The sequence below is a fragment of the Pseudomonas sp. MPDS genome (assembly GCF_013283895.1).
Lineage (GTDB): Bacteria > Pseudomonadota > Gammaproteobacteria > Pseudomonadales > Pseudomonadaceae > Aquipseudomonas > Aquipseudomonas rhizophila.
In genome coordinates, this window is sequence record NZ_CP054128.1 from 5,289,272 (window position 1) to 5,314,465 (window position 25,194).

The 25,194-nt window shown below is 48.5% G+C and carries 22 protein-coding genes and 1 pseudogene; 10 read left to right on the top strand and 13 right to left on the bottom strand.

Annotated elements, in window-relative coordinates; genetic code table 11:
- Positions 1 to 213 precede the first annotated feature (213 nt).
- The gene (locus HQ912_RS23505; protein ID WP_138726225.1) at positions 214 to 438 is read left to right on the top strand and encodes a hypothetical protein; all 225 of its coding nucleotides are present in this window, start codon (positions 214 to 216) and stop codon (positions 436 to 438) included.
- Positions 439 to 452: 14 nt separating this feature from the next.
- Here the strand turns inward: HQ912_RS23505 and HQ912_RS23510 are convergent, their stop codons facing one another.
- From HQ912_RS23510 to HQ912_RS23520, 3 genes are all read right to left on the bottom strand, one after another.
- The gene (locus HQ912_RS23510; RefSeq protein ID WP_073453340.1) at positions 453 to 2,429 is read right to left on the bottom strand and encodes a relaxase/mobilization nuclease domain-containing protein; all 1,977 of its coding nucleotides are present in this window, start codon (positions 2,427 to 2,429) and stop codon (positions 453 to 455) included.
- Positions 2,426 to 2,797 (bottom strand): plasmid mobilization protein, encoded by a 372-nt coding sequence (locus tag HQ912_RS23515; protein ID WP_019817218.1) that lies wholly within the window; start codon positions 2,795 to 2,797, stop codon positions 2,426 to 2,428. The genes HQ912_RS23510 and HQ912_RS23515 overlap by 4 nt, the downstream gene beginning before the upstream one ends.
- A 297-nt stretch (positions 2,798 to 3,094) precedes the next feature.
- Positions 3,095 to 4,414, bottom strand: a complete 1,320-nt coding sequence (locus tag HQ912_RS23520) for a DUF6538 domain-containing protein (RefSeq protein WP_073453342.1) — start codon at positions 4,412 to 4,414, stop codon at positions 3,095 to 3,097.
- Positions 4,415 to 4,942: 528 nt separating this feature from the next.
- On the opposite strand from HQ912_RS23520, the gene HQ912_RS23525 reads away from it, so the two are divergent.
- The 3 genes from HQ912_RS23525 to HQ912_RS28200 all read left to right on the top strand — a co-directional run bounded on the left by HQ912_RS23525 (position 4,943) and on the right by HQ912_RS28200 (position 6,489).
- The gene (locus tag HQ912_RS23525) at positions 4,943 to 5,272 is read left to right on the top strand and encodes a hypothetical protein (protein WP_173407362.1); all 330 of its coding nucleotides are present in this window, start codon (positions 4,943 to 4,945) and stop codon (positions 5,270 to 5,272) included.
- Positions 5,273 to 5,371: 99 nt separating this feature from the next.
- Positions 5,372 to 5,776 (top strand): hypothetical protein, encoded by a 405-nt coding sequence (locus HQ912_RS23530; RefSeq protein WP_173407363.1) that lies wholly within the window; start codon positions 5,372 to 5,374, stop codon positions 5,774 to 5,776.
- A gap of 470 nt (positions 5,777 to 6,246) precedes the next feature.
- On the top strand, positions 6,247 to 6,489 hold the full coding sequence (locus HQ912_RS28200) for a colicin E1 family microcin immunity protein (RefSeq protein WP_409936850.1): 243 nt from the start codon (positions 6,247 to 6,249) through the stop codon (positions 6,487 to 6,489).
- A 20-nt stretch (positions 6,490 to 6,509) separates the two neighbouring features.
- Here HQ912_RS28200 and HQ912_RS23540 read toward each other — a convergent pair whose 3' ends face one another.
- Positions 6,510 to 7,829, bottom strand: coding sequence for a colicin-like pore-forming protein (locus HQ912_RS23540; RefSeq protein WP_173407365.1), 1,320 nt, complete (start codon positions 7,827 to 7,829; stop codon positions 6,510 to 6,512).
- 365 nt (positions 7,830 to 8,194) lie between these two features.
- Here HQ912_RS23540 and HQ912_RS23545 point away from each other — a divergent pair.
- Both HQ912_RS23545 and HQ912_RS23550 read left to right on the top strand, forming a co-directional pair.
- Positions 8,195 to 9,213: pseudogene (locus tag HQ912_RS23545) on the top strand (DUF927 domain-containing protein); the annotation flags it as partial.
- 88 nt (positions 9,214 to 9,301) lie between these two features.
- The gene (locus HQ912_RS23550) at positions 9,302 to 10,159 is read left to right on the top strand and encodes a hypothetical protein (protein WP_173407366.1); all 858 of its coding nucleotides are present in this window, start codon (positions 9,302 to 9,304) and stop codon (positions 10,157 to 10,159) included.
- 477 nt (positions 10,160 to 10,636) lie between these two features.
- Here HQ912_RS23550 and HQ912_RS23555 read toward each other — a convergent pair whose 3' ends face one another.
- Together HQ912_RS23555 and HQ912_RS23560 are read right to left on the bottom strand one after the other, a co-directional pair.
- Complete coding sequence (locus HQ912_RS23555; protein WP_173407367.1) at positions 10,637 to 14,092, bottom strand: NACHT domain-containing protein; 3,456 nt, start codon at positions 14,090 to 14,092, stop codon at positions 10,637 to 10,639.
- 437 nt (positions 14,093 to 14,529) lie between these two features.
- Entirely contained in the window at positions 14,530 to 17,406 is a 2,877-nt protein-coding gene (locus tag HQ912_RS23560; RefSeq protein WP_173407368.1) for an ATP-binding protein, read from the bottom strand.
- 895 nt (positions 17,407 to 18,301) lie between these two features.
- Here HQ912_RS23560 and HQ912_RS23565 point away from each other — a divergent pair.
- Complete coding sequence (locus HQ912_RS23565; protein WP_173407369.1) at positions 18,302 to 19,210, top strand: hypothetical protein; 909 nt, start codon at positions 18,302 to 18,304, stop codon at positions 19,208 to 19,210.
- Between the two features lie 142 nt (positions 19,211 to 19,352).
- Here the strand turns inward: HQ912_RS23565 and HQ912_RS23570 are convergent, their stop codons facing one another.
- Positions 19,353 to 19,712, bottom strand: coding sequence for a DUF6124 family protein (locus HQ912_RS23570; RefSeq protein ID WP_107321523.1), 360 nt, complete (start codon positions 19,710 to 19,712; stop codon positions 19,353 to 19,355).
- Positions 19,713 to 20,207: 495 nt separating this feature from the next.
- On the opposite strand from HQ912_RS23570, the gene HQ912_RS23575 reads away from it, so the two are divergent.
- From HQ912_RS23575 to HQ912_RS23585, 3 genes are all read left to right on the top strand, one after another.
- Positions 20,208 to 21,395 carry a colicin E3/pyocin S6 family cytotoxin gene (locus HQ912_RS23575; RefSeq protein WP_173407370.1) on the top strand — a complete coding sequence of 396 codons (1,188 nt, stop codon included), beginning with the start codon at positions 20,208 to 20,210 and terminating at the stop codon, positions 21,393 to 21,395.
- Positions 21,392 to 21,616, top strand: a complete 225-nt coding sequence (locus HQ912_RS23580; protein ID WP_107321521.1) for a hypothetical protein — start codon at positions 21,392 to 21,394, stop codon at positions 21,614 to 21,616. Before HQ912_RS23575 ends, HQ912_RS23580 begins: the two co-directional genes overlap by 4 nt.
- A gap of 128 nt (positions 21,617 to 21,744) precedes the next feature.
- Positions 21,745 to 22,011 carry a Rho-binding antiterminator gene (locus HQ912_RS23585; protein WP_107321520.1) on the top strand — a complete coding sequence of 89 codons (267 nt, stop codon included), beginning with the start codon at positions 21,745 to 21,747 and terminating at the stop codon, positions 22,009 to 22,011.
- 86 nt (positions 22,012 to 22,097) lie between these two features.
- Here the strand turns inward: HQ912_RS23585 and HQ912_RS28205 are convergent, their stop codons facing one another.
- From HQ912_RS28205 to HQ912_RS23610, 6 genes are all read right to left on the bottom strand, one after another.
- Positions 22,098 to 22,250, bottom strand: coding sequence for a DUF6429 family protein (locus HQ912_RS28205; RefSeq protein ID WP_409936851.1), 153 nt, complete (start codon positions 22,248 to 22,250; stop codon positions 22,098 to 22,100).
- Entirely contained in the window at positions 22,184 to 22,327 is a 144-nt protein-coding gene (locus tag HQ912_RS27940) for a hypothetical protein (protein WP_218277733.1), read from the bottom strand. Before HQ912_RS27940 ends, HQ912_RS28205 begins: the two co-directional genes overlap by 67 nt.
- 205 nt (positions 22,328 to 22,532) lie before the next feature.
- Positions 22,533 to 22,766 (bottom strand): hypothetical protein, encoded by a 234-nt coding sequence (locus tag HQ912_RS23595; RefSeq protein ID WP_107321519.1) that lies wholly within the window; start codon positions 22,764 to 22,766, stop codon positions 22,533 to 22,535.
- Between the two features lie 147 nt (positions 22,767 to 22,913).
- Positions 22,914 to 23,519 carry a hypothetical protein gene (locus HQ912_RS23600; RefSeq protein ID WP_107321518.1) on the bottom strand — a complete coding sequence of 202 codons (606 nt, stop codon included), beginning with the start codon at positions 23,517 to 23,519 and terminating at the stop codon, positions 22,914 to 22,916.
- A gap of 53 nt (positions 23,520 to 23,572) precedes the next feature.
- A complete protein-coding gene (locus HQ912_RS23605; RefSeq protein WP_107321517.1) occupies positions 23,573 to 24,268 on the bottom strand; it encodes a hypothetical protein in 696 nt (231 codons plus the stop codon).
- 225 nt (positions 24,269 to 24,493) lie between these two features.
- On the bottom strand, positions 24,494 to 25,180 hold the full coding sequence (locus tag HQ912_RS23610; protein ID WP_173407371.1) for a tetratricopeptide repeat protein: 687 nt from the start codon (positions 25,178 to 25,180) through the stop codon (positions 24,494 to 24,496).
- Between the last annotated feature and the right edge of the window lie 14 nt (positions 25,181 to 25,194).

The window sequence follows — 25,194 nt, forward strand, 5'->3', positions numbered from 1 at the left end:
GATTTTTGACCCATTAGATTACACATTCAAGGTGCTGGTAGACCAAAGTAGAGTTCCTTACGAATATCAAGACGAGTGTATAAAAGACCTATAACAAAGCCAGCGAATGCTGGTTTTTTTTGTGCCTGAATTTTGTCATGAAAAATATGTATTTATTTGACTTTGCTTTTATTTGTGCTCTAATAAATATATATAAATAAGAAAGGGGCACTAATGAAAAAACCAAAAGCAAAAGCAAATCTTAAAGTTTGCACCATCACACTCGACGCTGAAACACATAATCAATTTAGAGAAATTGCCAATGCTCACAAATTTCCGTTGTCACGCTTTATAAATGATTGCATGAAAGAATACTTGAATGTAAGCAAGGTTAACGGGTTCAACAAAGATGTAATGCTACAAGTGGGGATTAGAAACTTTCAAACCCAAGACAAATAAAAGCCCTGATAGGGCTATTTTTTTAACTGTGGTTTTAGGTCAAACGTAACCGCTCTTTTGTTTGCCATCTGTGCTTTAAAAGCTTGTTCAAGCTGTTTTGCTGCCGCTGGGTCTCTTTCCTTAATTTCATCAAACACCTTATAAAAGTCCTGCCTTAAATTATATTGGCGTTTAATTTCACCAGTTCTCTCATAGATAAGATTTTGTTTGTCCATGTATCTATGGCCCGCAATGTCGCTTTTACTGTTTCCAGTGAAGAGTGTTTTTTCAAGTTTTTTCTGTATACCTTCAAATGCTTCAACGAGTTCATCATTAGAATATGTTGAATAGTCACCTTCAACCTTATTGCTTTCAGGCTCTACAAGCGGCTCTGGTATCATCGGTGTGTAGAGTTCATCTATAACAGTATTAACTGGTTTAAATGGCTCTACCGAGTCCGTAGGAGCTTTTGCGACTGGGCTAGTTTTGGCTGGTCCAAAAATATCGTGCAGGTCATCAATTAAGCCATCATTGGTTGGCGTAACCTTTTCTTGTTCAACCTGCTTTGTAGGCTCTGGTGGCTTTTCAGGAGCTTTTTGAACAGGTGCACGTATGACAGGCTCAACTGGTTTGGGAGCTTCTACGGCCACCGTAGGGGCTTCTGGTGCTGGTTGTGGTTTAGGTTCTGGCTTCTTATTCATCGAAGCATATTGCTCTTGAATTTTCTTCAACTCGTCTAAATCTGCTGGTGTAGGTTTGTAACCTTCAAGCTTGAACCCCTTGGCTTCTAATCCCATTAACTGAAATTCAAGCCATATATTTTTCTTAAAAAAATCCGGGCCATTCACTGTGAATGATTGTGGTGGTTTGGCGTCAGCAACAAGCCTTTGAATACCAGCCTTTGCTGACTGTCTTGATAAATCATGGAATGAAACTTTTGACGGGTCTTTGTAATACTCGAATGATTTCTTGCTGCTGGCTGAATTATAGAAATATTCAACCTTGTCATTATGCTGAATAAACTTGAACTTGGTGGCAAGAACTGAGTTCGGTTTAATCTTTTTCATGTAGTCGGGTTCAGCTTCATTGGAAGCAATAGAACAATCTTCGTATTTCTTAACGTTGTGCTTATCTTTCAAAGCCTGCTCAAAGCCAGTGTCTTCACCTAGTTTCGATTTAAGTGTTTTGTAAGATAGGCCAAGCTCGGATGCTTTAAATATCTGGTCCTCATGTTGAATGGAGAAAGATGATTTTCCATTGTGAATGACATTAAAACCATTCGCAGCTATCTGGTTGATAAAGTCGGAAGGGCTTGAAGAACTAACAAGGTAAACGTTTAAAGCGTCTTTCATCTGCTGCTTGTTGGAAATTATGCCTCGAACATCAAGCATGCGTTCATTGGACGAAGGAAGCTTCTCGGAATACTTTTTATTGATTGCGTTGGCAATTGCTCTTTTCTTAACGGATTCACTTTTACCTTTTAGGTCTGGATGCTTTTCCAATCTATCAATGTCTCTTGATATTCTATTTTGGGGAGCAATCAAGTGATGCTTCTTTTCTAGGCATTCACACTGCCTTTCTATTTTGCGATAGTCATTACTGACGTTGTAGCATTTGCCATCAAAGTCTTTTATTGCCCACACAATATGAACATGAACCTCATCGGTATCAATGTGAACGCCTAGCGAATACTTTCTGTTTGAAAGTTTATGCGTGGCCTCATAGAGTTCCTTTGCAATATCTCGGGCTTGCTCTGGTGTGATGTTGTCATTGGTATGAAAGCTGACAACATCATGCTGGGTTCTAACCGATTGCTTTCGGCCTTTCTTGCTGTCAGTAATGTCGCTTTCAATTGATTGTGATATTGCTTTCGCAATATCTTTCTTTGAAGCATTCAAGGGCGTGTGCATGTTGGACTCGAATAATATGCACCCATCTTCTTTATTGAAATACTTGGCCGTTTTGTAAATGGCTGATTTTGATTTTTGAGTGCTGAGTTTTTTGCGTATCATGACTTACCTACTTTGGTTAATGTCTCCTTTTTTAATTTGTCCAACTTTTTAGTAAGTATGGTTATGTTCTGGTCGAGTTCAGTTAGCCTTTTTAGAATATCAAAAGGAGGTATCTCATTAGCATTTAGACTTTTAGCTATTTGATTTAGGTTGTTTCCATATCCGCCCAGAAACCTTTCAATCTTATCAATGTCTTGTCTAAGCTCAGGATTGGTGATTTCAATAATTGAATTGATGCCATTATTGATAATGTGGGAAATAAAGCCGGACTGGCTTTTGTGCATCATTTTTCTTTCGTGCTCAATCTTTTCGTAATCACTTTCGGATATTCTTACATTCATCTGTCTTGGTTTTTTATTATCACTCATACATTCCTCATGGTTGTTGATTTTAATTTTTCAAACGTAGTGCGAAAAATCGAGCGTAAATGTAAGCAACGAACGAAGTGAGGTGCTATACATTTACATTGCTCGCATATAAAGAATTCAAACTACTAATATCAAGTTATCATATATTAAAATGTTTTCAAGTTGTATAGCATTCAATAAGCCAGATAACAAAGAATGAAAGCGTATAACAACGTATAGTAACGTATAGCAATGTATAACAGGCATTAAAAAGGCCACCTGATTAGGTAGCCTCATAACTGACGACAACAATAAAAACTAGACTGAAAATTTATATTGCAGGTATTTAACAGCATCCATTTTTGATGATGGGGTTGGGCCTTCCGAATATCTATCGAAAGTCATTCGTAATAACCCATCAGCCTTGTGACCGACCAAAGAGATGATGACAAGGTTCTTCACATCTGCACGTTCCAATGTAGTGATTACAGTTTTCCGTATGCTATGGAAAACACATTTTTTGTCAAATCCTAAATCTGTTTTGAAAATTGAAAATTGATTGCCTAAACCTTTCGATTTAGTTTCATACTTCCCGCCTTTGCTTGTCTTCAACAAATACCCATCGTCCGATGAATTAACAAGCCGTTTGACCGTTTCCATAAGAACCGGATGAATTGGAACAAATCGAACAGATGCTTGTGTTTTACCTTCTGTAATATGAAAACAATCAACGCCATCCTCTTTAACAACTGACGATGTTTTCAAACGACAAATTTCTTCAATACGTGCCCCCGTGTAAGCGGCTATTTCAATCAAATCTGCTAGCTTACGCTTTCCCATTTCAATTGCTTTACTATGCAGGGTATTAACCTCGTCAGTAGTAAAAGCACGTCTCTCGTCTTCTTTAAGTGTTCCGCGTCGGACTTGGCTCAGCTCATGATTTTTAAATGGATTCATAGGATAACGCTCTTTAAATGGTGGTTCTTTTTTAATCAAGAAATTATAGAATGCATTAAACGAAAAGAGATATTGTTTTTTAGTTTTAGCTTCAAGATTTTTTGAAATCAAAAATGAACCAACTGCTTCATAATCTAGCAGTAAGTCCTCAGCTTTCAAAAACGCATCAAGTGCTTTAATTCTCTTTATATGTCTATCGACTGTATTCAAGTCAACTTTTCGTTGATTTAATTCATAGTTATAGAAAGCATCAAGGCGACTTTTGAAAAATGGGGTTTTGGGTGAGTAGTCCGAACGACCTGCTGCAATATCAATTGCTTCATTAACAAGGTCGATGCTTAACTTCTTTTCTTGTGCATATTGGATTACTTCAAAACCCATTTTTGTTTCATTGTTTGCGGGTTTCCCCTTAATTTTATCTTGGTTTATTGCCCTTTGATGCTTTTCAACTATTTGAAGAACATCATCACGAAAATTACCGATTTCACCCCTTCGGGCTTTTTCGATTTCGGTTTTCCACTGCTGCAACCATCGTAGTTTGACAATATGGGCTTCCGAACGGTTGCCCGTTTTGAGACTTTTAGTCAGAACTTTACGCCCGGAAAAGGCTTCCCGTGCGTCTTCTGGAACGTCCAGACGGACGTAGTAGGTGCCAGATTTCAGAACTAAAAAATCGGTCATAGCAAAAGCCTTCGCTAGTCATTTCTACCCAAAATTCTACCCAAAATTTCTACCCAAAGCCACTGAAAGCCTTTAAACTCGCGGCATTGCTGGGTCTTATGGTGTTTTTGAGGGAGTTCGAGTCTCCCTCGGGGCACCATCTTAAAGAAAGACCTTGAAATTCAAGGTCTTTTTTTTCGCCTGCTGGAAAGTGATTTTTCGCGGCTAACGCAGATCCCAACCAATCCCCCACCCGCTTTTGTGGTGGGGGGATAAGTCACCGCTCCCCTTTGTGGCGAGGGGATTTATCCCCGCGGGGCCGCGAAGCGGCCCCAGAATACCCAACCTCATGGTGAGGAAGAGCCAGTGGTAGAGAAGAACCGGTGGGGGGGGAAACCTGTGGCGAGGGAGCTTGCTCCCGCTTGAGCGCAAAGCGCTCACAAAAAAGTCACCACCCCCACCGATACTCCGATCTGCCACTGCAAAGGCATAACCCATCAACCCAGCTCCACCTCACCCTACCCACCCAGTCACTAAGGATTTCACCCCATGGAATTGCTGCTGGAAACGGTCGCTCTTTACTCGCTCAAGCTGGCTTATGAGACGGAGGGCCACAGCCCGATTCTGCGGGATGATCCGTTGATGGGCAGTTGCGACCGTGAGGTTTTTGAGTTGTTGATACGGCGGGGCGATGTGGCTGGGATTCAAGGCGAAATCGGTCGATGCCTTGATTTAGCGTTGGGGGCGATTGGCGGAATGGATACTGTCCTGGGTCGAGAGCTGCATCGTCTGGCTGCGGATTTCAGCGCGGCGCAGAAAATGGACGACCTTTACGCTCCGCTCATCGCGCTTAACGGTTATGTGAAAGATATCCTATAAACCGCAGCGCTCGTTCCCACGCTCCGCGTGGTAACGCATCCCGCAACGCTCTGCGTTGCAGACTAAACAGGCAGAACACACTCCTACGCAGGTAAATCCATGGACGACATCATCGCAGCGGTAGGCAGTTGGCTAACCGAAACCCATGAAGCAAAGCGGCGGATGGTGAGCAACCTGGAAACGCTCTTCTGGATCGCCTTCGGGATTGCCAGCGTGATCGCCGCGAAGGATCACGCTGCGAAACGTAAGGCGCTGATGACGCGAACGGAGCAGGCCTTGCCGGAGAAGGATCTCGTCGCGACGTCGTTTAGTGACGAAGAAGGTCGTGCGGTTAAATATGTTGGCACCCTGCGGCGGGTTGAGGGCGGGTATACCGTTGGACTGACTCGGGAGACTAACGGGGAGCGCACCGAGTCGTGTAGCGAGGTGATGCCGTCGTTGGAAAGGGTTGCGGCTTATCTTACTAGCTGTACGTCGTTTGTTTTGTCGGACTTCAAAGGCTGAAAATGTCGCGGTTGTGGCTTCATTACCGTGTGGGCAGCGACGAGATTCGTGCCCCGATCATCGCATTTGGGTACATTTAGGAAAAATAAAGCATCTCTAAACCTACAATTTAACGATCTCCCTTTTCGAAATATGCCGCCTGCGGTGGGCCAAGGGTATCAACACCGCCAGTTTGAGTCTTGAGATTGGCAGGATGCCCAGAGTAGAATAACGACACCATATAGACATCAGAAGGAATTGAATTCTACATCTTAATAATTACACATCTAATATATTATTTAGCTCAGCAATCAAGACCTGCGAGCGCCGATAAACAACCTACCATACAAGACGTAAAAATCGAACTAAACTCAACATGATTCTCGAGAGCCCCCTTGAACAAAAAATATTACCTTAACAATCTATTAATTTCCCTCAGCCTACTCGCACTGGGCCTAACCGTTTGGTTTTACAACGAGCCGTTATACGAAGTGGTAAACCTTAGCTATCTAGCTATATCTTTCTGCAGCGCCTTCCTTTTTCCTTTTTCCCGAAAGCTTATTGAAGATACATGCTTGCGCTTTACCAGCCGTGAGTTTTGGACAACTGGACTATTGACTGAGAGCCCCGGAAAGAATGGACTCTACGTCATATATTTTTTCATATGCATGGCTACAGCAATACCTTTGGGCGGTGGCTTTTTAATTTATCTCGGGATAAAGAGAGCGGCCTAAATAGACCGCTCTCATTTCTGCTATCGGCTCAAAACCGAATCAAGAGCATCGTTAAACATCTTGACACGTGCATCATTAACAAACGCACTTACCAACGCCATGATGAGACCAAATGCAACAATACCCATAGGGGTGGTAACTGATAGGCCGAATGCAAATGCTATCAGACCCGTCGCGGCTGCACCGGCAAATAGGGTTTCAACTTTCAATACCGTACTGTTCCAGTCACCAGTCTCATAACCTTTTTTTATTTCGACAAGCAGATCCATGGCGTCAATAGCTTTCCCCACGTACCCAAAAGCCTTACCAAAAATATTTAGATTCTTTGCCAACTCGCTCCTATCTAACGACTCAAGAGCGTTAGCAATTGCCGTCCGATCAGTGACATTAAATTTCTTGTTCAGATTATCCTTGTACTGATCGAATGCTCGCAAAGCTTCATCAGCGTTTCGAAGTACTTTGCCTTTCGCATCCTCAGACAGCTGTTGAGCTAAAGTCGACATCTGCGTGCCAAATCTCTCACTTATATCTTTGTAAAAATCAGCAGTAAATTTAATAGCATCCTTTAACTCGTCATCTGCCTTGGCCTTTTCCTCTGCCAATCGCTTAGCCTCTGCTTCGGCTTTGGCCTTCTCTTCCGCCAACCGCTTAGCTTCGGCTTTGGCTTTCTCTTCTGCCAACCGCTTAGCTTCAGCCTTGGCCTTCTCTTCCGCCGCTTGGGCTACCGCAATCTTCGTCGCGAAAGTCTTAGTTTTCGCAGTGAGAATTCTAATCTCCTCGGTTAAAACCTTAACATTGTATGCCGCAGTACCAGCCGCGATAAAAAGATTATAATATGCATCCTTATCACGACGAGAGTAAATCCTATTTGCAAAATCGACTCCGTTCTGCTTAAAGTCTTTACTTAAAAAATCCCTTCCAAAAAAAGATCTGGATTTTGCAGTATCACTCTTAGCCTCAGCTTGCTTGGCCAGCAAAAGGGCCTCAATCGAAGCCTTTTTTTTCTTCAGCCCCTGTAGCGATTCATTAACATTTGATCCAGTAGCTGCATTAATTTGAAGTTCAAGATTGGCAGGAATATTTCGCACACTGGCTTTGTATGCGTCTTCAATTGTTTTTAGGGAGCCAGCCGCCACCACAAATATGGAAACTGCCGCACTGTCGTGATCTAGATTTATTCGCAGATCACTAAGCTTGGTTATGGGGCCGACCCCCTTAACCCATGGTTGGGGTTTCGCAATGTATCCACCACCTGGTATCGGTTTGGGCGGCTGCAGCGGCGGCGGCGGATTAGGTGTAATTATGATTGGGGGTAATTCTATGGTTCCGTTTGTAGACATGATGTTCTCCTAATATGAGATCACACTGTTGATCAGTGGGATATCAGCACTGTTAAGGTCTCTATCGAGACCTACGGCTTCCGTGCCTGTGTTGCCCTCCGCCTCTAGAGCTGGGAGCGAACAAGGCAAAAACACTGTATAAAAACACAGCAATGAAATCAACAAAAATATGCATTTATGCATAAATCAATGCATAATCGAGCTTCGTAGGCTCGCTCGATCCGTCGGCAATGCACCTGCAGAGGCACGAATATCGAGTTTGTGGCTAGTGTGGGCGGTGTTGGATAGCTGCGGTTGGGGGGCCGTAGAAGCTATCGATTCGAAATACCGGGGTCAGGAGAAATACATCTGCCCCTAATTCCACTCGATTCCTCGTGCTGGATGAAATCGGCATGTGCGACCCGCGCATCATCGGCGAAACGGTGTACATGCTGGGCAACGGCACCGGCAAGGCTCGCGCCAATGATCGAGGACAAGCGGGCCGACAGGTGCAGGAGTGGCGCTTGCTGTTTCTCTCGACCGGCGAGAAGACGTTGGCGCAGCACATGGCCGAGGCAAACAAGGAGCTGAAAGCCGGTATGGAAGTGCGCATGCTCGCCGTACCAGCGGATGCCAGCAAAGGCCTTGGCATGTTCGATGTGCTGAGTTCGATGACGCAGCGGCCCTCTCTGACGCGCCCAAGGCTCGGGTAGCCAAATACTACGGCACGCCTCTCACCGCATTCCTGGCGGCCCTTTGCGAGCCCGGCAAGATGCACGGATGGTCAACCATCCTCCGCCGGACTCTAGAAGGGTTCGTTGCCAAAGCCCTCCCCGCCTCGGCCAGCGGGCAGGCACACCGAGCCGCTGCACGCTTTGGGCTGGCCGCCGCAGCCGGAGAGCTGGCGACCGCTCTCGGCATTACCGGCTGGCCCGACGGCACCGCGACCACAGCGGCACGTGTGTGCCTGAGCGCATGGCTGCATGAGCGTGGCGGTGCCGGAAACTTTGAAGGTGATGCGATCTTGGCCCGCCTACGCCAGATCATCGAGCGCTTTGGGGAAAGCCGCTTCACCCGCTGGGAAACCGCCGCCGCAAAGATCGATGAGCACGGGCCACGCACCATCGACCGCCTGGGCTTTCGCAAAACCCTGGAGCACGGCATGGGCGACACCATGCACACCACCCACACCTACTACGTGCTGCCCGAGGCATGGCGATCCGAGATCTTTCGAGGAATGAACCTGAATGCGGTAAACAAAGAGCTTCTGCGACGAGGAGTTCTAGAACCAGGAAAAGACGGCAAAGCCTCTACAGCAGTGCGACTACCGGGACTGGGGTTGCAGCGCTGCTATGTGGTTGTGGCGGTACCAGACCAAGGTGACCACGGCACCCAAGCGGCCTAAAAAGACTGCGCTACGAGGAACCGCCGGCTCACCGTGGCCTGGCCCGCCAGCGAAAAAAACCCACCTTTCATCTTTTTTGGAATTCAACATGAACGAGCTAAAACAGCGACAAACCGCCTTGATTCAAGAATTGGAAACCCTTGAAAAAGGCCTTCCACAACTGGAAGCCGAATGGCGAAATTCATCGCGTGGATACAGTGCTAATGGCAACGTGATTGGCAGTCCGGAAAGTACCGCCGCTGCGGATAAAGTGGCGACCGTCGAAGCCCGTATACGAGCGATACCACACGAGTTGGAAGCAATTGATCGGAAAATTCAACACCTAGAACGCCTGGAAAAAAACGATCAAATCAAAGCCGAATCCATCCAAGCAATGGCCGATACGACAGCTGAAATCGAAGCGCTGGGACGAAAAAAAGCGCATCTGAGTGAGCGGCTTCAGACGATTAAATCGGAAGCGGATCAAGCGCTGGAAAAGGCGCTACAAGCCGAGCGAGACGCCGCGACGTCCTACGCCAAAAGCCTGGCAAGTGGCGACAGCGAAGGGGAAAAATCAGCAAGCAGCGAATTGCAAAAGGCCGCCAAGCAACTGATAACAACGGACGAACAGGTCAGAAGGCAAGACCTGATCCTCAGCGCTTTGCAAGTAGAGCTTGATACCCTTGAGGCTCAAATCACTCATGCCCGCCAACGTGGAGATGAAGCCAAGACAGCAGCCTTGAGTGCAATAGGATTTGCGCTGGACGAGGAGTGGAATGCAGCAACCGAACGACTGATGGCTCTGGGCGTGCGCATAATTGCCGTCAGCTTCCAAAGAGGTGGAATGGGAGCCGAATTGTCTGGACTTGATGTACCCCGCTTCGGCCCCTTCCACTCGAGACTTGAACACTCCGATTTGGCAACGGTGGCCCGTAGCATCTCTTTGGAAGACCTACTCACCGCTTGACCCCGAAGCAGCCCGCACCAACGGGCTGCTTACTTTCTCGAATATCACGCATCACCTGAAGCGGATGCGGGACAACCATTCATGTGCAAATAAGCAGTCGCTTGGAGCCCACCCTTATAAAATGTTCCTTCACACGCCGTGACTCAGTAGGGAGTGTCTACTCCCTACTAGGCTCAATCGGCCAATAGCTGCCAATCCCGAGAGGCCGCAACAGCCAATAACTGCCGGTAGCAGATTGACTCGAGATTCGCGTAAATCTCTTCGTGCTGCATATCTAGACGGGTAACCTTGGACAGTCTCCCGCATCCTATATTAGAGGTGCAGATGAGTGTATTGGTGAAATACACCGCTGACGCCGAGGACACCAGGAGATGAAATACCAGCGTCATCGCCTGACTCTGTACTCGGCCCGTTGCCCACCCCATCAGCGCCCTTACAAGTTGTGCAGCACCTGAATTTAGCCGTCCATCAGACATCTCATTCTTGCAACTGATCGGTTTTGGAGTGACGGCTCTCGTTGCGCTGGTGGTCCGCGCGCGCCTTTCTAATTGCCCCTGGAACCTTACGATCCAGCCAGCCAGCCTGACTCAACATCATTCCTACGTCAGATGAATCGCGCCAATATTCCAAAAGCGCTTCTTGGCTACTTTTAGATGGATTAGTAACTAATGAATGGATGAGAATTGAAAGTTTAATCGGAGGAAAATCAAACACCGAAGAGGCTTTAAGATCAGCAATGAACTTTCCAATTGACGAATCACTATCCTTCTTATAGCCCGCTCCAGACCACGCCCACAAATCGAACAGTACCACCCATGCCGCAAAGTAGAGAGATTCTTCATCAGCATCCGCGTCAAGTGCTTTACTCTGAAAGTGCATACGCGATTTACTGCTAAAAAATCTTTCGATGCTTTTTGGGATTCTGCTGGCTAAGCCCGAGTGTAATGCTTGATCCCACAGCCCGTCTATTTTGATGCCAGAGCAGCCTTCGAAAGAGCGGATAAAATTGCGACCAAATATATCTGACGCTCGCAGAAGCGACCAAAATAGCTTGGGATCTTCCTTTCTCTTAAATGCATATTCTGAATGAATAAGCTTTATATTTTTAGAAGACTCCCCTTGGTTATTTTTTCTTAATAGCTTCTCGGGAACATGCAGACTTCTAGCTCTATCCCGAATCTTACCATTTTGAAACGAAGAGACACGTGACGCATTAATTTGTTTTTCAGAACTCGCATCAATGAAGGCATCGATACAGTGCGCAAGGTTTACATTGCTTCGCAACTTGAAATTCTCATCTTCAAGATAGTTACTCAATGCAAGTTCAAATTCCGCAGGAATATCACCAACCAGGCTAGAGGCAATGCTAACCATGTTCAGACCGTTATCCCTATGAGGACCACCTCCACACCCGCTCCCGACCAGAGCTAACTCTTTTAAGAACATCCGCGAGGCAGAAGATACTTTATCTAAAGCTACGGAACATGTCATTAAAACTGCCGCCTCGACGTTTGTGATGGGACTGTTAAATGCCGAATATACTGAAAGAGCATGAAGCCTTTCAGCTAACACAGAAGTTTTAGGAGAACCATCTTTACCATTCAAAAACCTGGCAACATCACTCTCGATTGAGTTATCCGCTGAAGGATAATTAAGAATTTCTTCCCATGGAGCTGGAGAAACCAAAGCCGCATTGATCAGAAGCATTTTGGTACGATCGGCGATCGGAACGACGCTATACAGCTTTTGCCACGTAACTGCGCATACGTCTTCGTTCGCATCCTCTTTCAACAACCAGTGTAAAAACGATTGTATTACAGCACCTACATCGCTTCTATCCGTTAAACTCAATAACGTTTCAAAGCAGTTGGTGATAATGTCGTCCACATGGTTTTCGGCAGGTTCTATGGCGTCACGTAGTAGACCTAGCAGAAGTAGGCTATTATCACGCGATAGTTTGGCATCGCCATCCTCAAGTAGGCGCTCCACAAAATATGTTTGCGCTTGAGTGGATCGAAGGCTCGCGACAAGTAGGCGGACAACCTCTCTCCATCTTGGATTTTGAAGGTCTCCTCGGAGCTCTTTCCAAATGGAGGCAGTACCTCCTGTCTCCCCAAATGCTGCCAAATGAGTAGCGCAAAGATATTCTTGGAACGTTAAGTGAATAAAACTGTATAACCCATCACCAGCCTCAATTAATAATCCGGCTGAGTTTTTTATGAAATCGACAAATATTTCAGCTTGATCCTCGGCTAATTCATCTTGTGGGCGTAGGCTTTCGTGCTCTGAAATATGCCTTGTAAGAAATTCAATTAGTTCCGCTCTCGGCGCTACTGATCGACCTTTACCTTTTAGACTTCTTCTGTGCATCCAGTACGCAATAGCTTCCACTCGTATGCGGTTACGCCGCTCTATTCTACCTTTAGCAGCCTCCTCATCTTGTCGTTTTGCTTTGTACCAAGTATTTAATAATGTCTCCGTACATTTTTGATATAGCACAACTCGCTGATCTGGAAGAACCGCATCAATTCGATGAACTAACGCCACAATTGTCAATAGCAAAGGATTTCTTGCAAGCTCTCTGATCGAGTCACTATCTGGATGTTTTATGATCTTTACCAAATCAGCAGCATTTCGATTTTTTTCTACTGCATCATCAATTCTCGCAGCATACCAATCATTAATAAAACTTTCAATTTCGCTTACTTTTAGCTTCGCAACACGATAGTGCCCATAGGAATCATCAAATCTACTTTCTGCCTCATAACCGACAAGTCTTGACGTCACTATAACTGTGTTTAATGGAAAACTTTCAGCAAATGAATCTATTCTTTGCCTTATTAAAGACTTAAACTCCTTCGAAGGCAACTCATCAAGACCATCAAACAACAAAATAGCCTGACCACTTTCTATGTAATAGCTAAAAAATGTATTCTGTAGGCCACTCATATTAAAGTCAGCCTGCGCAACCTCCAGTATATAATCAAGGATTGGAAGATTTCGCCTATGCTTTAATTCATCAGCATATCGACGCAAAGTCACTACAACTGCAAGCCGATTATCCTCGAAAGCTTCACAGCGAGCCTGTAGGGCTTTATTGATTCCAGCCAACGCTAGAAAGCACATCAACGTAGACTTTCCTGAGCCGGGATCGCCGAGAATAATGTTCTTTGATCCTGGCTTCAAAAACATATAGGGGTTAATTCGAGGTGTATCTTCAACCTCTTCTACCGAGCGCTCCGGCACTACTGACAACGGTATATAGATATCTTCAAGGGGAATACGGCGCGAAGCTTCTTCTTTGTAAACCGACATACCGACGAATTCAATCCGTCCGTATTTTCTCCTCATATTCTCGTCATACTGGACTCGCCATGCCTGTATGCTTTTCTGATGCTGATGTCCAGAATCGACTAAAGAAGGATAATAGTATAGACACAAATAATGAGTCTGCAAAAAAAGCGAAAGTATTTTGGAGTGCCCGTAATGTTCTATTTCAATACCAGGGTTATCTGTTCGGAGCCCTTCAAACCAACTTACATCCCCTCCCCCTCTTCGTTTAGCAGAATTCTTGAAATCATCTGGAGTTACAATTATCCATTTTTTTAACTGCAACTTCTCAGTGCACTCTAAAGCATGCTTAAGCGATTTCTTTATTTCTGCTCGGTGAGCGTCACTAAGGGGAGAGGGAAAAAATTTGTACTGGTACCCGACTGCTTCCTTTGATCGTTTAGCCCTTGAATATCCATCTAGCCCCTCGAAGTCGCCTGCCGCATCATCAAAAAGCGAAAAATCCAAACCGGTTTTTTTTGCTTCTTGGAATAAGAGGAGCCCTATTACTCTTGCAAATTCTTTGCCTCCTTCTGTTCCGGCGGGAAGCGAGCAAGATAGGGATTTAACCGCAGGAAGTCTTTTGCCAATTTCCGTATTCACGAATACTCCTTAAAACACATGATAATCTATTTATTTTTTAACTTACTGAAAAAATGCAGATTCAGAGATCAGGAGCTTTTCTTCAATAACCGCCGCGTTGTATATGCCTCCTCTTACAAAGGCTAGCTCGCACAAGATTTTAACCGAGGTGGCATTTTGATAGTATAGCAGTTTTCAAAGCTGGTCATCGCTGAAGCTCATTTTCTGCGTTTCATTATTGAGAGACCTGCACAGAGCACTCTCGGTGTAACTGTGCGTCGCCAAACCAGGTCAAATGACATGCCATGAGCTGCAACAGATATCGTATTATGGTCGGACCACCTCCTGCCCGAGTACTCAACGTCATATCAGTTTGAGTTCCGACGACCATCTCACCGAACGTACGCTATGCCGCTGGCGCATCTAGTTTGTATTAGCGACCAGTAGCCAACTTTTCTTCATCCACAGGCAGGCGGAGGCTTACCAGGCAGCCCTTCGCCCTGATCTCGTGAACCGATGCTCTCAAGACACCGCTCTATGAAGTTGAGCTCCTCCTCCAGTTCGGCGGCACGTTTTTCCAAAGCCTCCAGTGCAGCCTGCCGCTCCTGCTGCACCGCTGGTGGTGCCTTGGCAAAACCTGGCATTTTCTTTCGGCTCCACTCAATCTTGGCGTTGAGTTCCGCAAGAAATTTTTGCCCGGACTCCTTCTTTCTCGCCGTAAACAGCTGGCACTCCAGCATACGGATCGCATCATAGATCCTGACGATTTCCTTGCTAGTCTTTGAGTGGACGAAATTCAGGCTACCTTCGTCGAAAGCGTGATGCTCCTGATTTTGCCCTCGCCAGTTTACAAGATCGCTCTTGATAAGATTAAAGTGTGTTAGATCATAGTTGATGTGAGGCTCGATGAGAGTGAAAGTCTTCTCGAGACTGACCTGAAGAAACATATTGTTCTTCACGCTCAGCCGGCCAAACTGTGCGGTTATAGAAAGTCCTTTCTCGATACAAAATTCAAGCACTATAGACTCAAACCATATACGGCAATACACCAACGCTTGGCGCACGTCGAAAACTGATAGTGCTACATGAACCTTTTTCTGAAAGCCCGCAGAATAATCAATGACAACAATGCCTTTGTTCGTGTAGGTCAAGACATTGCTGACAATTTCATCGGCATGGGCATGGCGATCGGCAATAATGCAAAATCGCTCCCAGAAGAGGCGGTCATGAGTCGTCACCACCATTTGAACTCGACTCAGATAGGGGTCATCAAAAAAAAGATCAATGATGTTCGATCGATGATCACTATCGATGGCATTGACTACGTCATCGAACACAATCAGTGGAAAATTATTTTTTTGAGCCATCGCGAGCAGCAACGACAGCCCCAGCGCTCTCAAATGCCCCTCACTCAATACTGTAAAAGCATCAAGCGTGAAACCATTGACATCAGTTATTTTTATTCTGTAGGCATCACCATCTTTCTCGAAGTTTAGCGACTGGATCTGCTCATGCTCCTCATCATGATTATTGATCGACCTGTAGTATTCAGCAGCTTTATTTTCGATGCCTGTAATCCGCGACTTTTCCAGCTCTAACTTAAAGCCCTGCAGATCCCGATAAAGATTGGCGTACTCGGCCTCCAGATTGTGTAGCAGGTGATTGAAGTGACTGTTATCTGTGGCGTCTTCCAGCAGCGCCTCTCTTTTTCTTGAGATATCCCACATCTTCTCATTAATGACCTCGAAGCCTTTTTCAAGCGCCCTTTTTTGATTAAAGAGCTGTTCGAGCGTTTCGCGCATCTGCTTCAACCCGGCAGCTTCGCTTTCAAGTCGCGTAGCTTGTACTTCTGCCTGAGTCACTTCCTTATACTTGACATGGCAGGCATAAAGATATGCCTCTATAGCAGAGGCCTGATTCGTAAAAACAGTGACGAAAAGGCCAAGGACGCTCGCACCGATCTCGGCCCGGTCAGTAGCCGAATGAAAACTGTCGAGTTCAACGTTCAGTACTTCCATAGGAACATCGCAAGGCACGCCTGCTTGCGAGTTTGACTTGACGGCAGCTACGGCTGTCGCGATAGCCGCCGCCAGACGCGCTATGCGGGTTTCGTTTCGGCGTTTTGAATGTCTGAGTTGCTCCAAGGTGCTCAGTTCTTGGAGTTGATGCCGTGCATGCTTAAATGGATTCTCAGAAACTCGGTCCAGGGGAGTCAGACAGGCCGGGCAGTGATTATCTGAGCTGTCAGACTCAACACCTTGCAGGGCCAGATAAATTGCATGGTAATTGACGTCGCTGGCCCGCTTAATGAATTCAGCATCGATAGATTCTTTCCGAGATAGTAGGCGTTCGGCGATAGCTCGAATACGCATAGCTTGCCGGAAGGCAAAAACTACCGGTACTTGAGCGACGCGTAGCCGCTCGACTTTTCGTATTCTTAACTCAGTCAGCTTCGACAGTCTGCGCGTTCTGAATGGCACATCGTAAACTTGGTCAGTTCGCAATCCCAACAGCTGGCACACCTTTGCTACACATGAACGAATGTCTGCACCATGCTTTCGTCTCTGAAGGGCGAATTCTGATCGAATGCGCTCCAAGCCTGCGAGTTCTTCCGCGCGATCAGCACGCCTGTAATCCTTGAGCACAAAACTTTCGGGACGAACAAAGCGCGATATAACCTCCTGTAGTTCCTCTAAACCGAACAAGGTGGCCACGACATCGCCCTCAGCACTGCCCGTGTCCTTGGATCCCAGCAGCGAAAACTCCTGAAGACGATTGCGGTCGATGAAGCAGCTAGACCATGTCAAACTTTGTGTGACTTTGGAGTTATTCGTACCCATAAGCGTTAGCACGGGCCGATTGGAATCTCGCGCGATGTACTGTTTGACCTTCGTCTTACGTCGTAGCGCCTCTTTGATCGTTCCGGTTGCGCCAATTTCCAGCGCCTCGCATAAAGACGACTTTCCTCCGCCATTTGGGGCGTAGAAGATATTCTTGAGCTTGCTGAAACGAAGAGTAGTTCCTTTGTCATCAGCGCCAAATTCGCCAAATCCCCGAAAGTTTTTCACCCGCAGATAGTCGATTGGACTTAAGGCAGAGGGCGCGATCGCGTCCAGTTCCGGTCTGTTATCGAGCACCTTCTTGAAACGCGCAGCTGCACGCTGATAATCACGGCCTAACAGTGCGTCAGCCGCTGTCGAGATATGGTTCTTTATGTGGTCCGAGTAGCGCCCCTTCCCCTGATAGGCCTTGTACATACACCAGAGCAGCACAAGATAAGCGTCCGAGCGCCCTTCAAGATTCTGCCTGGCGAAACTCAAAAGGTACTGACTCATCGGGCCTCCTCCATGATGCGAGCCAGCGTATCCGGACTGAGGCCAGAAAGCCATCTCGGGAGTGTATTGCCAAGGACATCCAATTATCCGCTCCAGAGCACCATTTGTGATAGGCGTCAACTGACGAAAATGGTTCTCATATAGAGTTACGTCAGTACTAGCTCCACCAGCTCGAGAAAGCATTCAGATGTAACACCCGTAGTGTCTGTAACACCTCATTGCGGTCGAGCCAAAGGAGGTGTAATGCTATAAAAATATATATAAATCAACTACATAATAAAATGCGTAACACCTGTAACACCTGTAACACCTTTTTTAGCTCCCCTAGCCCCGCGCGTTGTTACTCCTTCAGCGATATAGATCATGGTTCTGCCCCTCCCACTTAATATTCATATGGCCCCCCAGGTGGTTGAACTACAAACGAGGTAGAGAACCCGCGTGAACGTGCCAGCGAAAAGGTGCCCGGCTTATTGAGCAGGTATACCGGGTGAACTGCTGTTCACCGGTGAGTCTGCACTAGGGACGGGAACCTCGCAGGGGACCCTGGGTATCTCGGGAAGACACGGGGTCGGAAACCCGCCGGATCGTGTTAGCGGAAATGCACCCAGCTTAGTGAACAGGTGAACCTGGTGAACTCCAGTGCACCTGCATTTGCCCTACCGTTTCAACCATCTGCGAGCACCGTTACCAATACGGTAACGATGCCCTCATTTCTTCAAGATCCTTTCAATTTCAACATTGAAATTTCAGTAAGCTGGTGTGGCTGCCGCTACCACGATCCCGCGGGTTTCCGACCCCGTGCCTTTGCGTATGCTCCAGGGTCCCCGTAGATTTCTGGAGGATGATCTACGCTGATCGCTATCCACCCCATCGAAAACCAACGACAGAGCACTCCATGAGTCAGTTAACAACCACAGCACGTTTCGAATGTCCGGTATGTCAGAAACAAGCCTGTGCCACGGTTGAAGTGCCAGAGGTGGACTGGTGTGTTGAGCCTCTCTCAGACTCACTATCTGAAGATGACGGTGAGATGGAATGTGACCAATGCGGAGAGTCTTTCAACATCAACATTCAGAACTCCCCTGCTGGTTGCTTTATCGAGATGGTTGACCATCCCAACGTGGAGGTTGATGCAGAAGAAGCCCCATTTGCATCCGATGACTCACAGGAAAACGAATGGCTGAACAACTCCATCCCGCAGAGACCATACGACATCTACATCTCTAACTATCATCATCTGGGCGACGTGCTTGCAGAGTGCTCAGGCAGCGAAGCAGGAGTCTTTAGGCGCTCTGCTGCGGTAATTCAGAGAATGATTTTCGCCGAGACGATCAGCTCGATGGAGGCGTACCTAGGGGACACACTTCAACAAGCAGTGCTAATCAGTGCAAAGGCAAAGCAGCGTTTGACCGTAAAGGATAAGGAGCTGTCAGCCGAGAAGGTCCCGTTGAATATCATCCTGGCAAATCCAAACGTGGTCAGCGACAAGATCCGTACTTACCTCAAAGGGTTGCTTTATCACAACCTGCCTAAAGTTGAGGCCATGTTTAAAATCGCCCTAGAGGTCGATATTTTTCCAGACGAGGATCTCAAGGTCCGACTTCTTGAGATCGTACAAATCAGGCACGACGTGGTACATCGGAATGGAAAGGACAAGGACGGCGAGGAACACTCATTCCCAACTGCCTGGGTGACGGAGGCGATGGAGAATGTGAGGACATTCGTTGAAAACGTAGAGGCAGCTGTCTCCCGTGCTCGTCTCGAATTACTGTACCCGTCGACTGAAACGAAGCAGCCGGAATGAATTTGTATCCCTGCTTGTATCCCTATCGTTAAAATAGCGCTGCGAGCCACGTATTATATGGAACCCGACAGTCTCCCTCGGAAATAAAAGGTCTTGCTAGCAAGACCTTTTTTGATCCAGGCGGCACATAGCGCTGCAGCCCCTACCTCACCTCAACAATATCCAACGCCCGATTAGCCAACAATTCACTCACCTCAATCACCTGCAAAATCCCCAATGCAACATGCCGTCGCGACCCATCCAGATCAAACGCCAGATCACTGATCATGGCATTCGCCGAAGCCAGGTTTTCACTCAGATTCGCAAGCAAACACTCAGAATCAACCCCCGGATCAATCCGAAAAATGGAGTCGGTCTTGTCAGACGCTTCGCCCTTAGGCTTGGGTTTCAGGTAGTAATCCAGGGCACGAGTGGCCGCTTCGTCGAGCTTTTTGTTACGGGCAGACTGAGCACGGGATGTGGGTTCGTCTGTAACTGGAGGATTCGGTGTAATTTTGACCATAGCCTTAGCTCTCTTTGGTTGAGGCTACTTCCCGCTCGCGACTAAACGATTGGGAGGCAGCTGTACGCAGGTTAGTCGACCGACGAGCTAAGGAATCGGCGCGCCCGAGGGCGCCCTGCGCACAGCCACCATCGAGTGCAGGGATGGGGATACCTGACTGATGGACGCTTGAGCGACTTAGCAACGACGGGCGACTAAACCCGATCACTGATGAGCAGTGACAGGTCCCAAACTACCGATGCAACCCAAGGCGAACAAGCCGGCGGATTCTGGCGTAGTTGTAGGCAAAGGCGCAAGGCGAGGTCGGCTGGCGAATGGCGGGCGCCCAATGACTGACAGCCCGATCTGACGCTTCAGATTGTTCCGAGCCTCAAATAGCCAGTCCTACCGGTATTGAGGAAACCAGAACAACCACTTCAAGAAAGCGCCTACATCGCGCCCCTCTCTTCACGCGTTAGCGTCTGTCCTGCATTTTTTCCGGACGAGACTCACTACGTGGCGACACGCAAAAAAGACATCCCCCAGGTCCGAAACCCACCCAGCGGCGATGGGCATCACGTCACTTATCGGGACATGACCGCCAGCGAACTGGCCGAGCGCGAAACCCGACAGCAGGCTTACCAAGCCATGCTTGCCCGGCAGGCTGCCTATGAACAAGCGCGCTGGGCCACGGTGGATAACAAGCCGTTGTCCACCGCAACCGGATGCGTGTTTGCCAAGAGCTGCAAGCTCCCCAACGGCATCATCGATTACAGCAACCCCAACGGCTACGTGCCGGCAGATCTGGTCAAGCAGTACGGCGACCTCATGTGGCTCGGCGGCCGGAGCGCCGACCCGTCCGGCACGATTCCCCTCAAGCGGATCGGCGCTGGCACGGTTCCGGTTACCTTGGGCAGGCTCGCGCTGGGCGGTTCGGCAACTTCCACGGCTGCGGCTGCCGGCGGCACCGTCGGCGCAGCGCTGCTAACCGGCATCGTCGCCCTGCTCTGGCCGTCCAATCTGGGTGACAGCGCGCTCTACAGCGAAGACCAGTTACGCAACCTCAAACAGGCCCGCAGCCGCATGCGCCTGAGCATCGAGCAGCAGGCCGACGGCAGTCTCAAGGGGTATGGCTTTTACACCGGTCAAAACCACGATTGGGAAATGGTTGATGTTGTTCAGTTCACGTCGCGAGCCGATCAGTTCATCGCCGACCTGGGGGATGGCATCGAACTGATCTGGACACCGGCCACCAATCCAGCTGACACCCTCGGCATTCCCGCCTTGGAAGCGGCGCCCCAGGCACCGCCTATTTGGATCTACCCGCCGACGCCGATGGCTGACAGCATCATCGTCGATCCGATCTATCCGCCGGAGTACAGGGATTTCATCCTGGTGTTTCCGGCGGATTCGGGGGTTCGGCCGGTTTATGTTGTGGTGAGTACGGCCCATCATGACTACCACCCGAAACCAGATTTTTTACCCGCTTTTCCAAGTGCCAAATGGGCGCCACCCAAAACCCGCATGAAAGGAGGAGGGTTACGTCCTCGCTGGAAGGACAATGAGAAATTAATATATGAATGGGATTTCCAACATGGCGCAGTAGAAAAATATAACAAGCGTGGAAAGCACTTGGGCGAATTCGACCCTATTACGGGAGCCCAAACCAAACCAGCTAACCCAACGAGGTGGGTAGAACCATGAAACACAAAATAATGGGTGTCATTGCCGGCGACGACTTCGCTTCATACGAAAAAACGCTCTGCATTGACACTCAGGCTCTAGCAAAAATAATGAACTGGACCAAAGAAGAGAACTACTTTTACGATTACGAACTGAACACATCTCAAATTGAAGCATTGGAAAATGCTTGCTCAATAGAGCTGCCCCGAAACCTATTGCTTTTTTTAACCAGCAGCAACTAACTTTCAGAGCGACAGCTATTGTTTATTTGCCCCGTTAAGGACCAATTCGAGACGTATCCCTGAGATCGGCGAAGCCACCGCCAAGCAGGGCTTTTCCATTCTTAAATTGCAAGGCTGCGAGGCATGAGATGAGCACCTATAAACCGTTGCACTGCGACCTGCACGACTACCTGGAAATTGCCTGCCTATGCGGCTATACGCTGGACATCGAGCTAACTAACGGCCAACGCCTGACAGCCCGTGCGATCACCACACGAACCGCTTCCACCCGGGAAGAGTTTCTCGAAGTCGAAACCACGGACGGCCGCCAGGAGATTCGCCTCGATCAGCTATTGGCAGTTACGCCGCAGGATAAGAACGCCAGGTTTGGCCGAGTTGTGCTGGGCGACGAATGATCACCTAACATGGCATTAGCTGAAGCCAGGCTTTCGATAGGGTTTGCTATGGCTTCCGGCGTGCGATCACAAGGCGACGCGCACCCTCAACTCTTCTTTCCAAACAACCGCTCGGCAATCTGCCGGCCTCGCTCCAACCCTTCTTCCGTCAACCAGATCGACTTATTCCTGTTTACCGGATCGCTGATGAGACCTTGTTCATGCCTCGGTTCATGACCTCGAAGTCGAAACCTTTCCAGGCGTTGCCGGTGTCGGAGCTGAAGGCTGCCAATAAGGCAAGCACAGCTTCTTCTATCAATCTGTCGTCGTATTCCATGGTTGCTGCTCCGCTCGTGTTAGCAGGTAGCGTCGATTTTATGCCTCAGCGCGCCTTAAATCTTATCCGGTCATCACCTCACCAGCTTGCTCCAGCGCCAACCGATGCAAGGAGGCATCCGCCAGTTCCAAGTCATCATCCCAGCCTCACATCAAAGCCCCATTCACCCACTTGGGGGCAGGGATGACTGACTCGTTCCTTAGGTTCACGCCACATACCGTGCCCGGCTAAAAAACAGTGCCGCTCCGATGCCAATAGCACTGGTTGAGGCGATACCCAGATCAAAACCCGAGACGAAAGACGGCAGTGTAAAAATGCTCGCAAACCCTAGGGCAACCAGGGCGATGCCTAGCCATTTCCTGAGGCCGTAGGATTTCATATAGAAAAACAACAGCAGGAACACTACGTATGCCAACGCGTATAGGCCAAACTCATTCATAGTCATCCTTATCGAGTCTGGGAAGGCGGGGATTTTGTCTTAGCTGATGGGGTTTTTCGCAAATGGTACCGACTAAGCGCCTCAGGTAGGGTCGGTGATGTGCGACGCGAGATTGTGGGTCGCCCCCCGCGGATACCTAGCCTCAAATCAAGGCTTCTCTGACGGGTCAGCTACCTGGCGGTGGGTAGTCACGATGAAGGGCTTGCCGGCCAAGTCCATTTGTTCCAAGACAATCTTGTTCTTCTCCACCTCCTTGATGCGCGCCTGCCCCGATGCCCCTGCCGGGTAGATATCACTGAGGTTGGGCATGCTGGGGCCGACAAAATGCGCCACCATCAAAGGCGGAATAGCTACGCCGTCAAGCGTATAGGCCTTGGGCAACGTCTTCATCTGCTCCAATGTGAAGGAAAGGTACTCGCTGTCAGCACTCCAATTACCCGCGCCATTTACGCTGTATTCGAACCGATAGGGTTTCGAATGATCTGTCCCAACCAATGCGGCCACGCCGCTAACGTTGTAATGGTTGTTGGCGAAGTACTCGATCATGCCCTTGAACTCGAACTGAACCCCGCCGGCATTGGGATAGCTGAACTGCTCGGTCCAACGTCCAATGAAATGGCTTTTGTAGTAGTCGGTCCTCATTTCGGCCAACCAGGATGAAATGCTGGGGAACCCCGCCATTAAGCCAACAATTGCGACGATAACGGCCCAGCTTTTTACCGAGTACTGCCTAAGTGTCGAGACAACGGTCATCAATAGCTCCTAATCCATGAGGAGGCGTGCAGCTCTCCGTTTCGCCTGAGCCATTATTGCTTCAGGTCTTCAATCAGCTTACCTACAGCCAAATCAGACACCCGGGAAAACGCCGCACGCGCTGCTTCGGGATCGGTGGCGTACTGCTCAGGGGTGTAAGCGAGGGTGTTGCTTTCATTGAATGCCGAAATGGTATTGAAGTTGCGCCAAACCGAGGTGCCGCTGCGTTTCATGGAGCCGTTGACACCAATGACTGGGTAAAGCACAGAGCTGTAGTTTTTCAGGCTAAGCCCCCACTGCATGACCATGATTTCAACGTCGGCATCCGCTCTCTCGCCTTGCGCCACGATGGTGAACAGCCCTTCTTGCTTGATGCGCCTCTCGAAGCTTTCACGCACCAGTTTGCCCACATCGATACCGTGGGCTTGCATGTTGTTCAGAATCGCTTGGGAAATATCCGCCGTCGCGCCATCGGCCGCCTTGGTGCCCACGACCGAGCCGGCGCCCGTCAACGCGCTTGTGCCAGCGCTCGATGCTCCGGCCAACATGCCAGTCGCTGCGCCTGCTCCAGCACCCAGGCCTGCACCCCACGCCTGAGTCATGCTCGTGTATTTGAAGTTTTCTACGGCAAAGTACACGGGAAGGATCTTGATCGTTTTGATCTGGTGGCGGTCTTCGACACTCAAAGACTTGGTTACACACCCGGAAAGCAGGACGACCGAAAGCAACGCGAGAATCAACTTTTTCATGGGTGGGGAAACCGATTACCTGGATGAATGGGGGCTCTGGGCGCCATGACTGACAACCGTTTCAATAGAAGCGGTCTTCTTCTTTCATGCGATAAATGCGACCGAACGTCCTGAAGGAAATACACAGGAACACCAATGTCAGCAGTACACCGCCAGTCATGACAAAAAAACCGGAGCGATACGTGTGTAGCTCGGTGGCGATGCTATTTATTTTGGGAAACCACCTCACGGCATGGAAATCTTGTACTCGGCGAGCTTGGCCTTGTGCTCCTCACGTACGTACTTCTTGTTGACGATCTGCGAGAACTTCATGAAGTCGGCCTTGGCGCCGTCCTTATCTCCCAAATGGTCGTACGCGATCCCACGCTCGTAATAGGCCCAGGCATAGTCCGCCTGGCGCTCAAGGCCGGTGCTGAATGCTTCAGCGGCCTCTCGGTACTGACCCAGGTCTGTCAGCGCGAGGCCCTGATGATAGTAGGTCGGCATGTGGAAGCCGGAGCCCTTTCCGGCTTCTCCCAGTCCGTTGTCGAGGTTGTACTGCACAAGTTCAAGCGCTTTTTTCGGGTTGCCAGCGTCGCGATACATGCTGCTCAAATCCAGATTGGCGCGCGCATCAGGCTTGGCCTCCAATTGGATGGATTTTTCCTTGGCAGCCACCGCTTCGGGGAAATGCTTGAGGTTGCTGTGGGCGTCGGCCTGCACCGCGTAAATCAAACTTTCCAGCGAGGCGGGCAAGGTATTTTTCTGCAGGCATAGATCACCTTCCTGTAGCGCCAGAGGGTAATTTTCGGCTTTGGACGCCTTAATCTGATTTGTGCAGTGCGCGAGGTTGGCTTTTTGCGGGTTCTGCATTCCGGCACATCCTGTGAGGATGAGGGAGCAGGCGATCAGTGCGGGCCAGCGAGCATTCATGAAAAGCATCCTTG

Bases quoted from the DNA above. Each gene is read 5' to 3' on its own strand.
- HQ912_RS23525 (WP_173407362.1), top strand. From the start codon at position 4,943: ATGGAATTGCTGCTGGAAACGGTCGCTCTTTACTCGCTCAAGCTGGCT.
- HQ912_RS23540 (WP_173407365.1), bottom strand. From the start codon at position 7,829: ATGTCTACAAACGGAACCATAGAATTACCCCCAATCATAATTACACCT.
- HQ912_RS23605 (WP_107321517.1), bottom strand. From the start codon at position 24,268: ATGAAAAAGTTGATTCTCGCGTTGCTTTCGGTCGTCCTGCTTTCCGGG.
- HQ912_RS23595 (WP_107321519.1), bottom strand. From the start codon at position 22,766: ATGAATGAGTTTGGCCTATACGCGTTGGCATACGTAGTGTTCCTGCTG.
- HQ912_RS23510 (WP_073453340.1), bottom strand. From the start codon at position 2,429: ATGATACGCAAAAAACTCAGCACTCAAAAATCAAAATCAGCCATTTAC.
- HQ912_RS27940 (WP_218277733.1), bottom strand. From the start codon at position 22,327: ATGGAATACGACGACAGATTGATAGAAGAAGCTGTGCTTGCCTTATTG.
- HQ912_RS23585 (WP_107321520.1), top strand. From the start codon at position 21,745: ATGAGCACCTATAAACCGTTGCACTGCGACCTGCACGACTACCTGGAA.
- HQ912_RS23520 (WP_073453342.1), bottom strand. From the start codon at position 4,414: ATGACCGATTTTTTAGTTCTGAAATCTGGCACCTACTACGTCCGTCTG.
- HQ912_RS23560 (WP_173407368.1), bottom strand. From the start codon at position 17,406: ATGAGTCAGTACCTTTTGAGTTTCGCCAGGCAGAATCTTGAAGGGCGC.
- HQ912_RS23565 (WP_173407369.1), top strand. From the start codon at position 18,302: ATGAGTCAGTTAACAACCACAGCACGTTTCGAATGTCCGGTATGTCAG.
- HQ912_RS23600 (WP_107321518.1), bottom strand. From the start codon at position 23,519: ATGACCGTTGTCTCGACACTTAGGCAGTACTCGGTAAAAAGCTGGGCC.
- HQ912_RS23515 (WP_019817218.1), bottom strand. From the start codon at position 2,797: ATGAGTGATAATAAAAAACCAAGACAGATGAATGTAAGAATATCCGAA.
- HQ912_RS23580 (WP_107321521.1), top strand. From the start codon at position 21,392: ATGAAACACAAAATAATGGGTGTCATTGCCGGCGACGACTTCGCTTCA.
- HQ912_RS23505 (WP_138726225.1), top strand. From the start codon at position 214: ATGAAAAAACCAAAAGCAAAAGCAAATCTTAAAGTTTGCACCATCACA.
- HQ912_RS23570 (WP_107321523.1), bottom strand. From the start codon at position 19,712: ATGGTCAAAATTACACCGAATCCTCCAGTTACAGACGAACCCACATCC.
- HQ912_RS23530 (WP_173407363.1), top strand. From the start codon at position 5,372: ATGGACGACATCATCGCAGCGGTAGGCAGTTGGCTAACCGAAACCCAT.
- HQ912_RS23610 (WP_173407371.1), bottom strand. From the start codon at position 25,180: ATGAATGCTCGCTGGCCCGCACTGATCGCCTGCTCCCTCATCCTCACA.
- HQ912_RS23550 (WP_173407366.1), top strand. From the start codon at position 9,302: ATGAACGAGCTAAAACAGCGACAAACCGCCTTGATTCAAGAATTGGAA.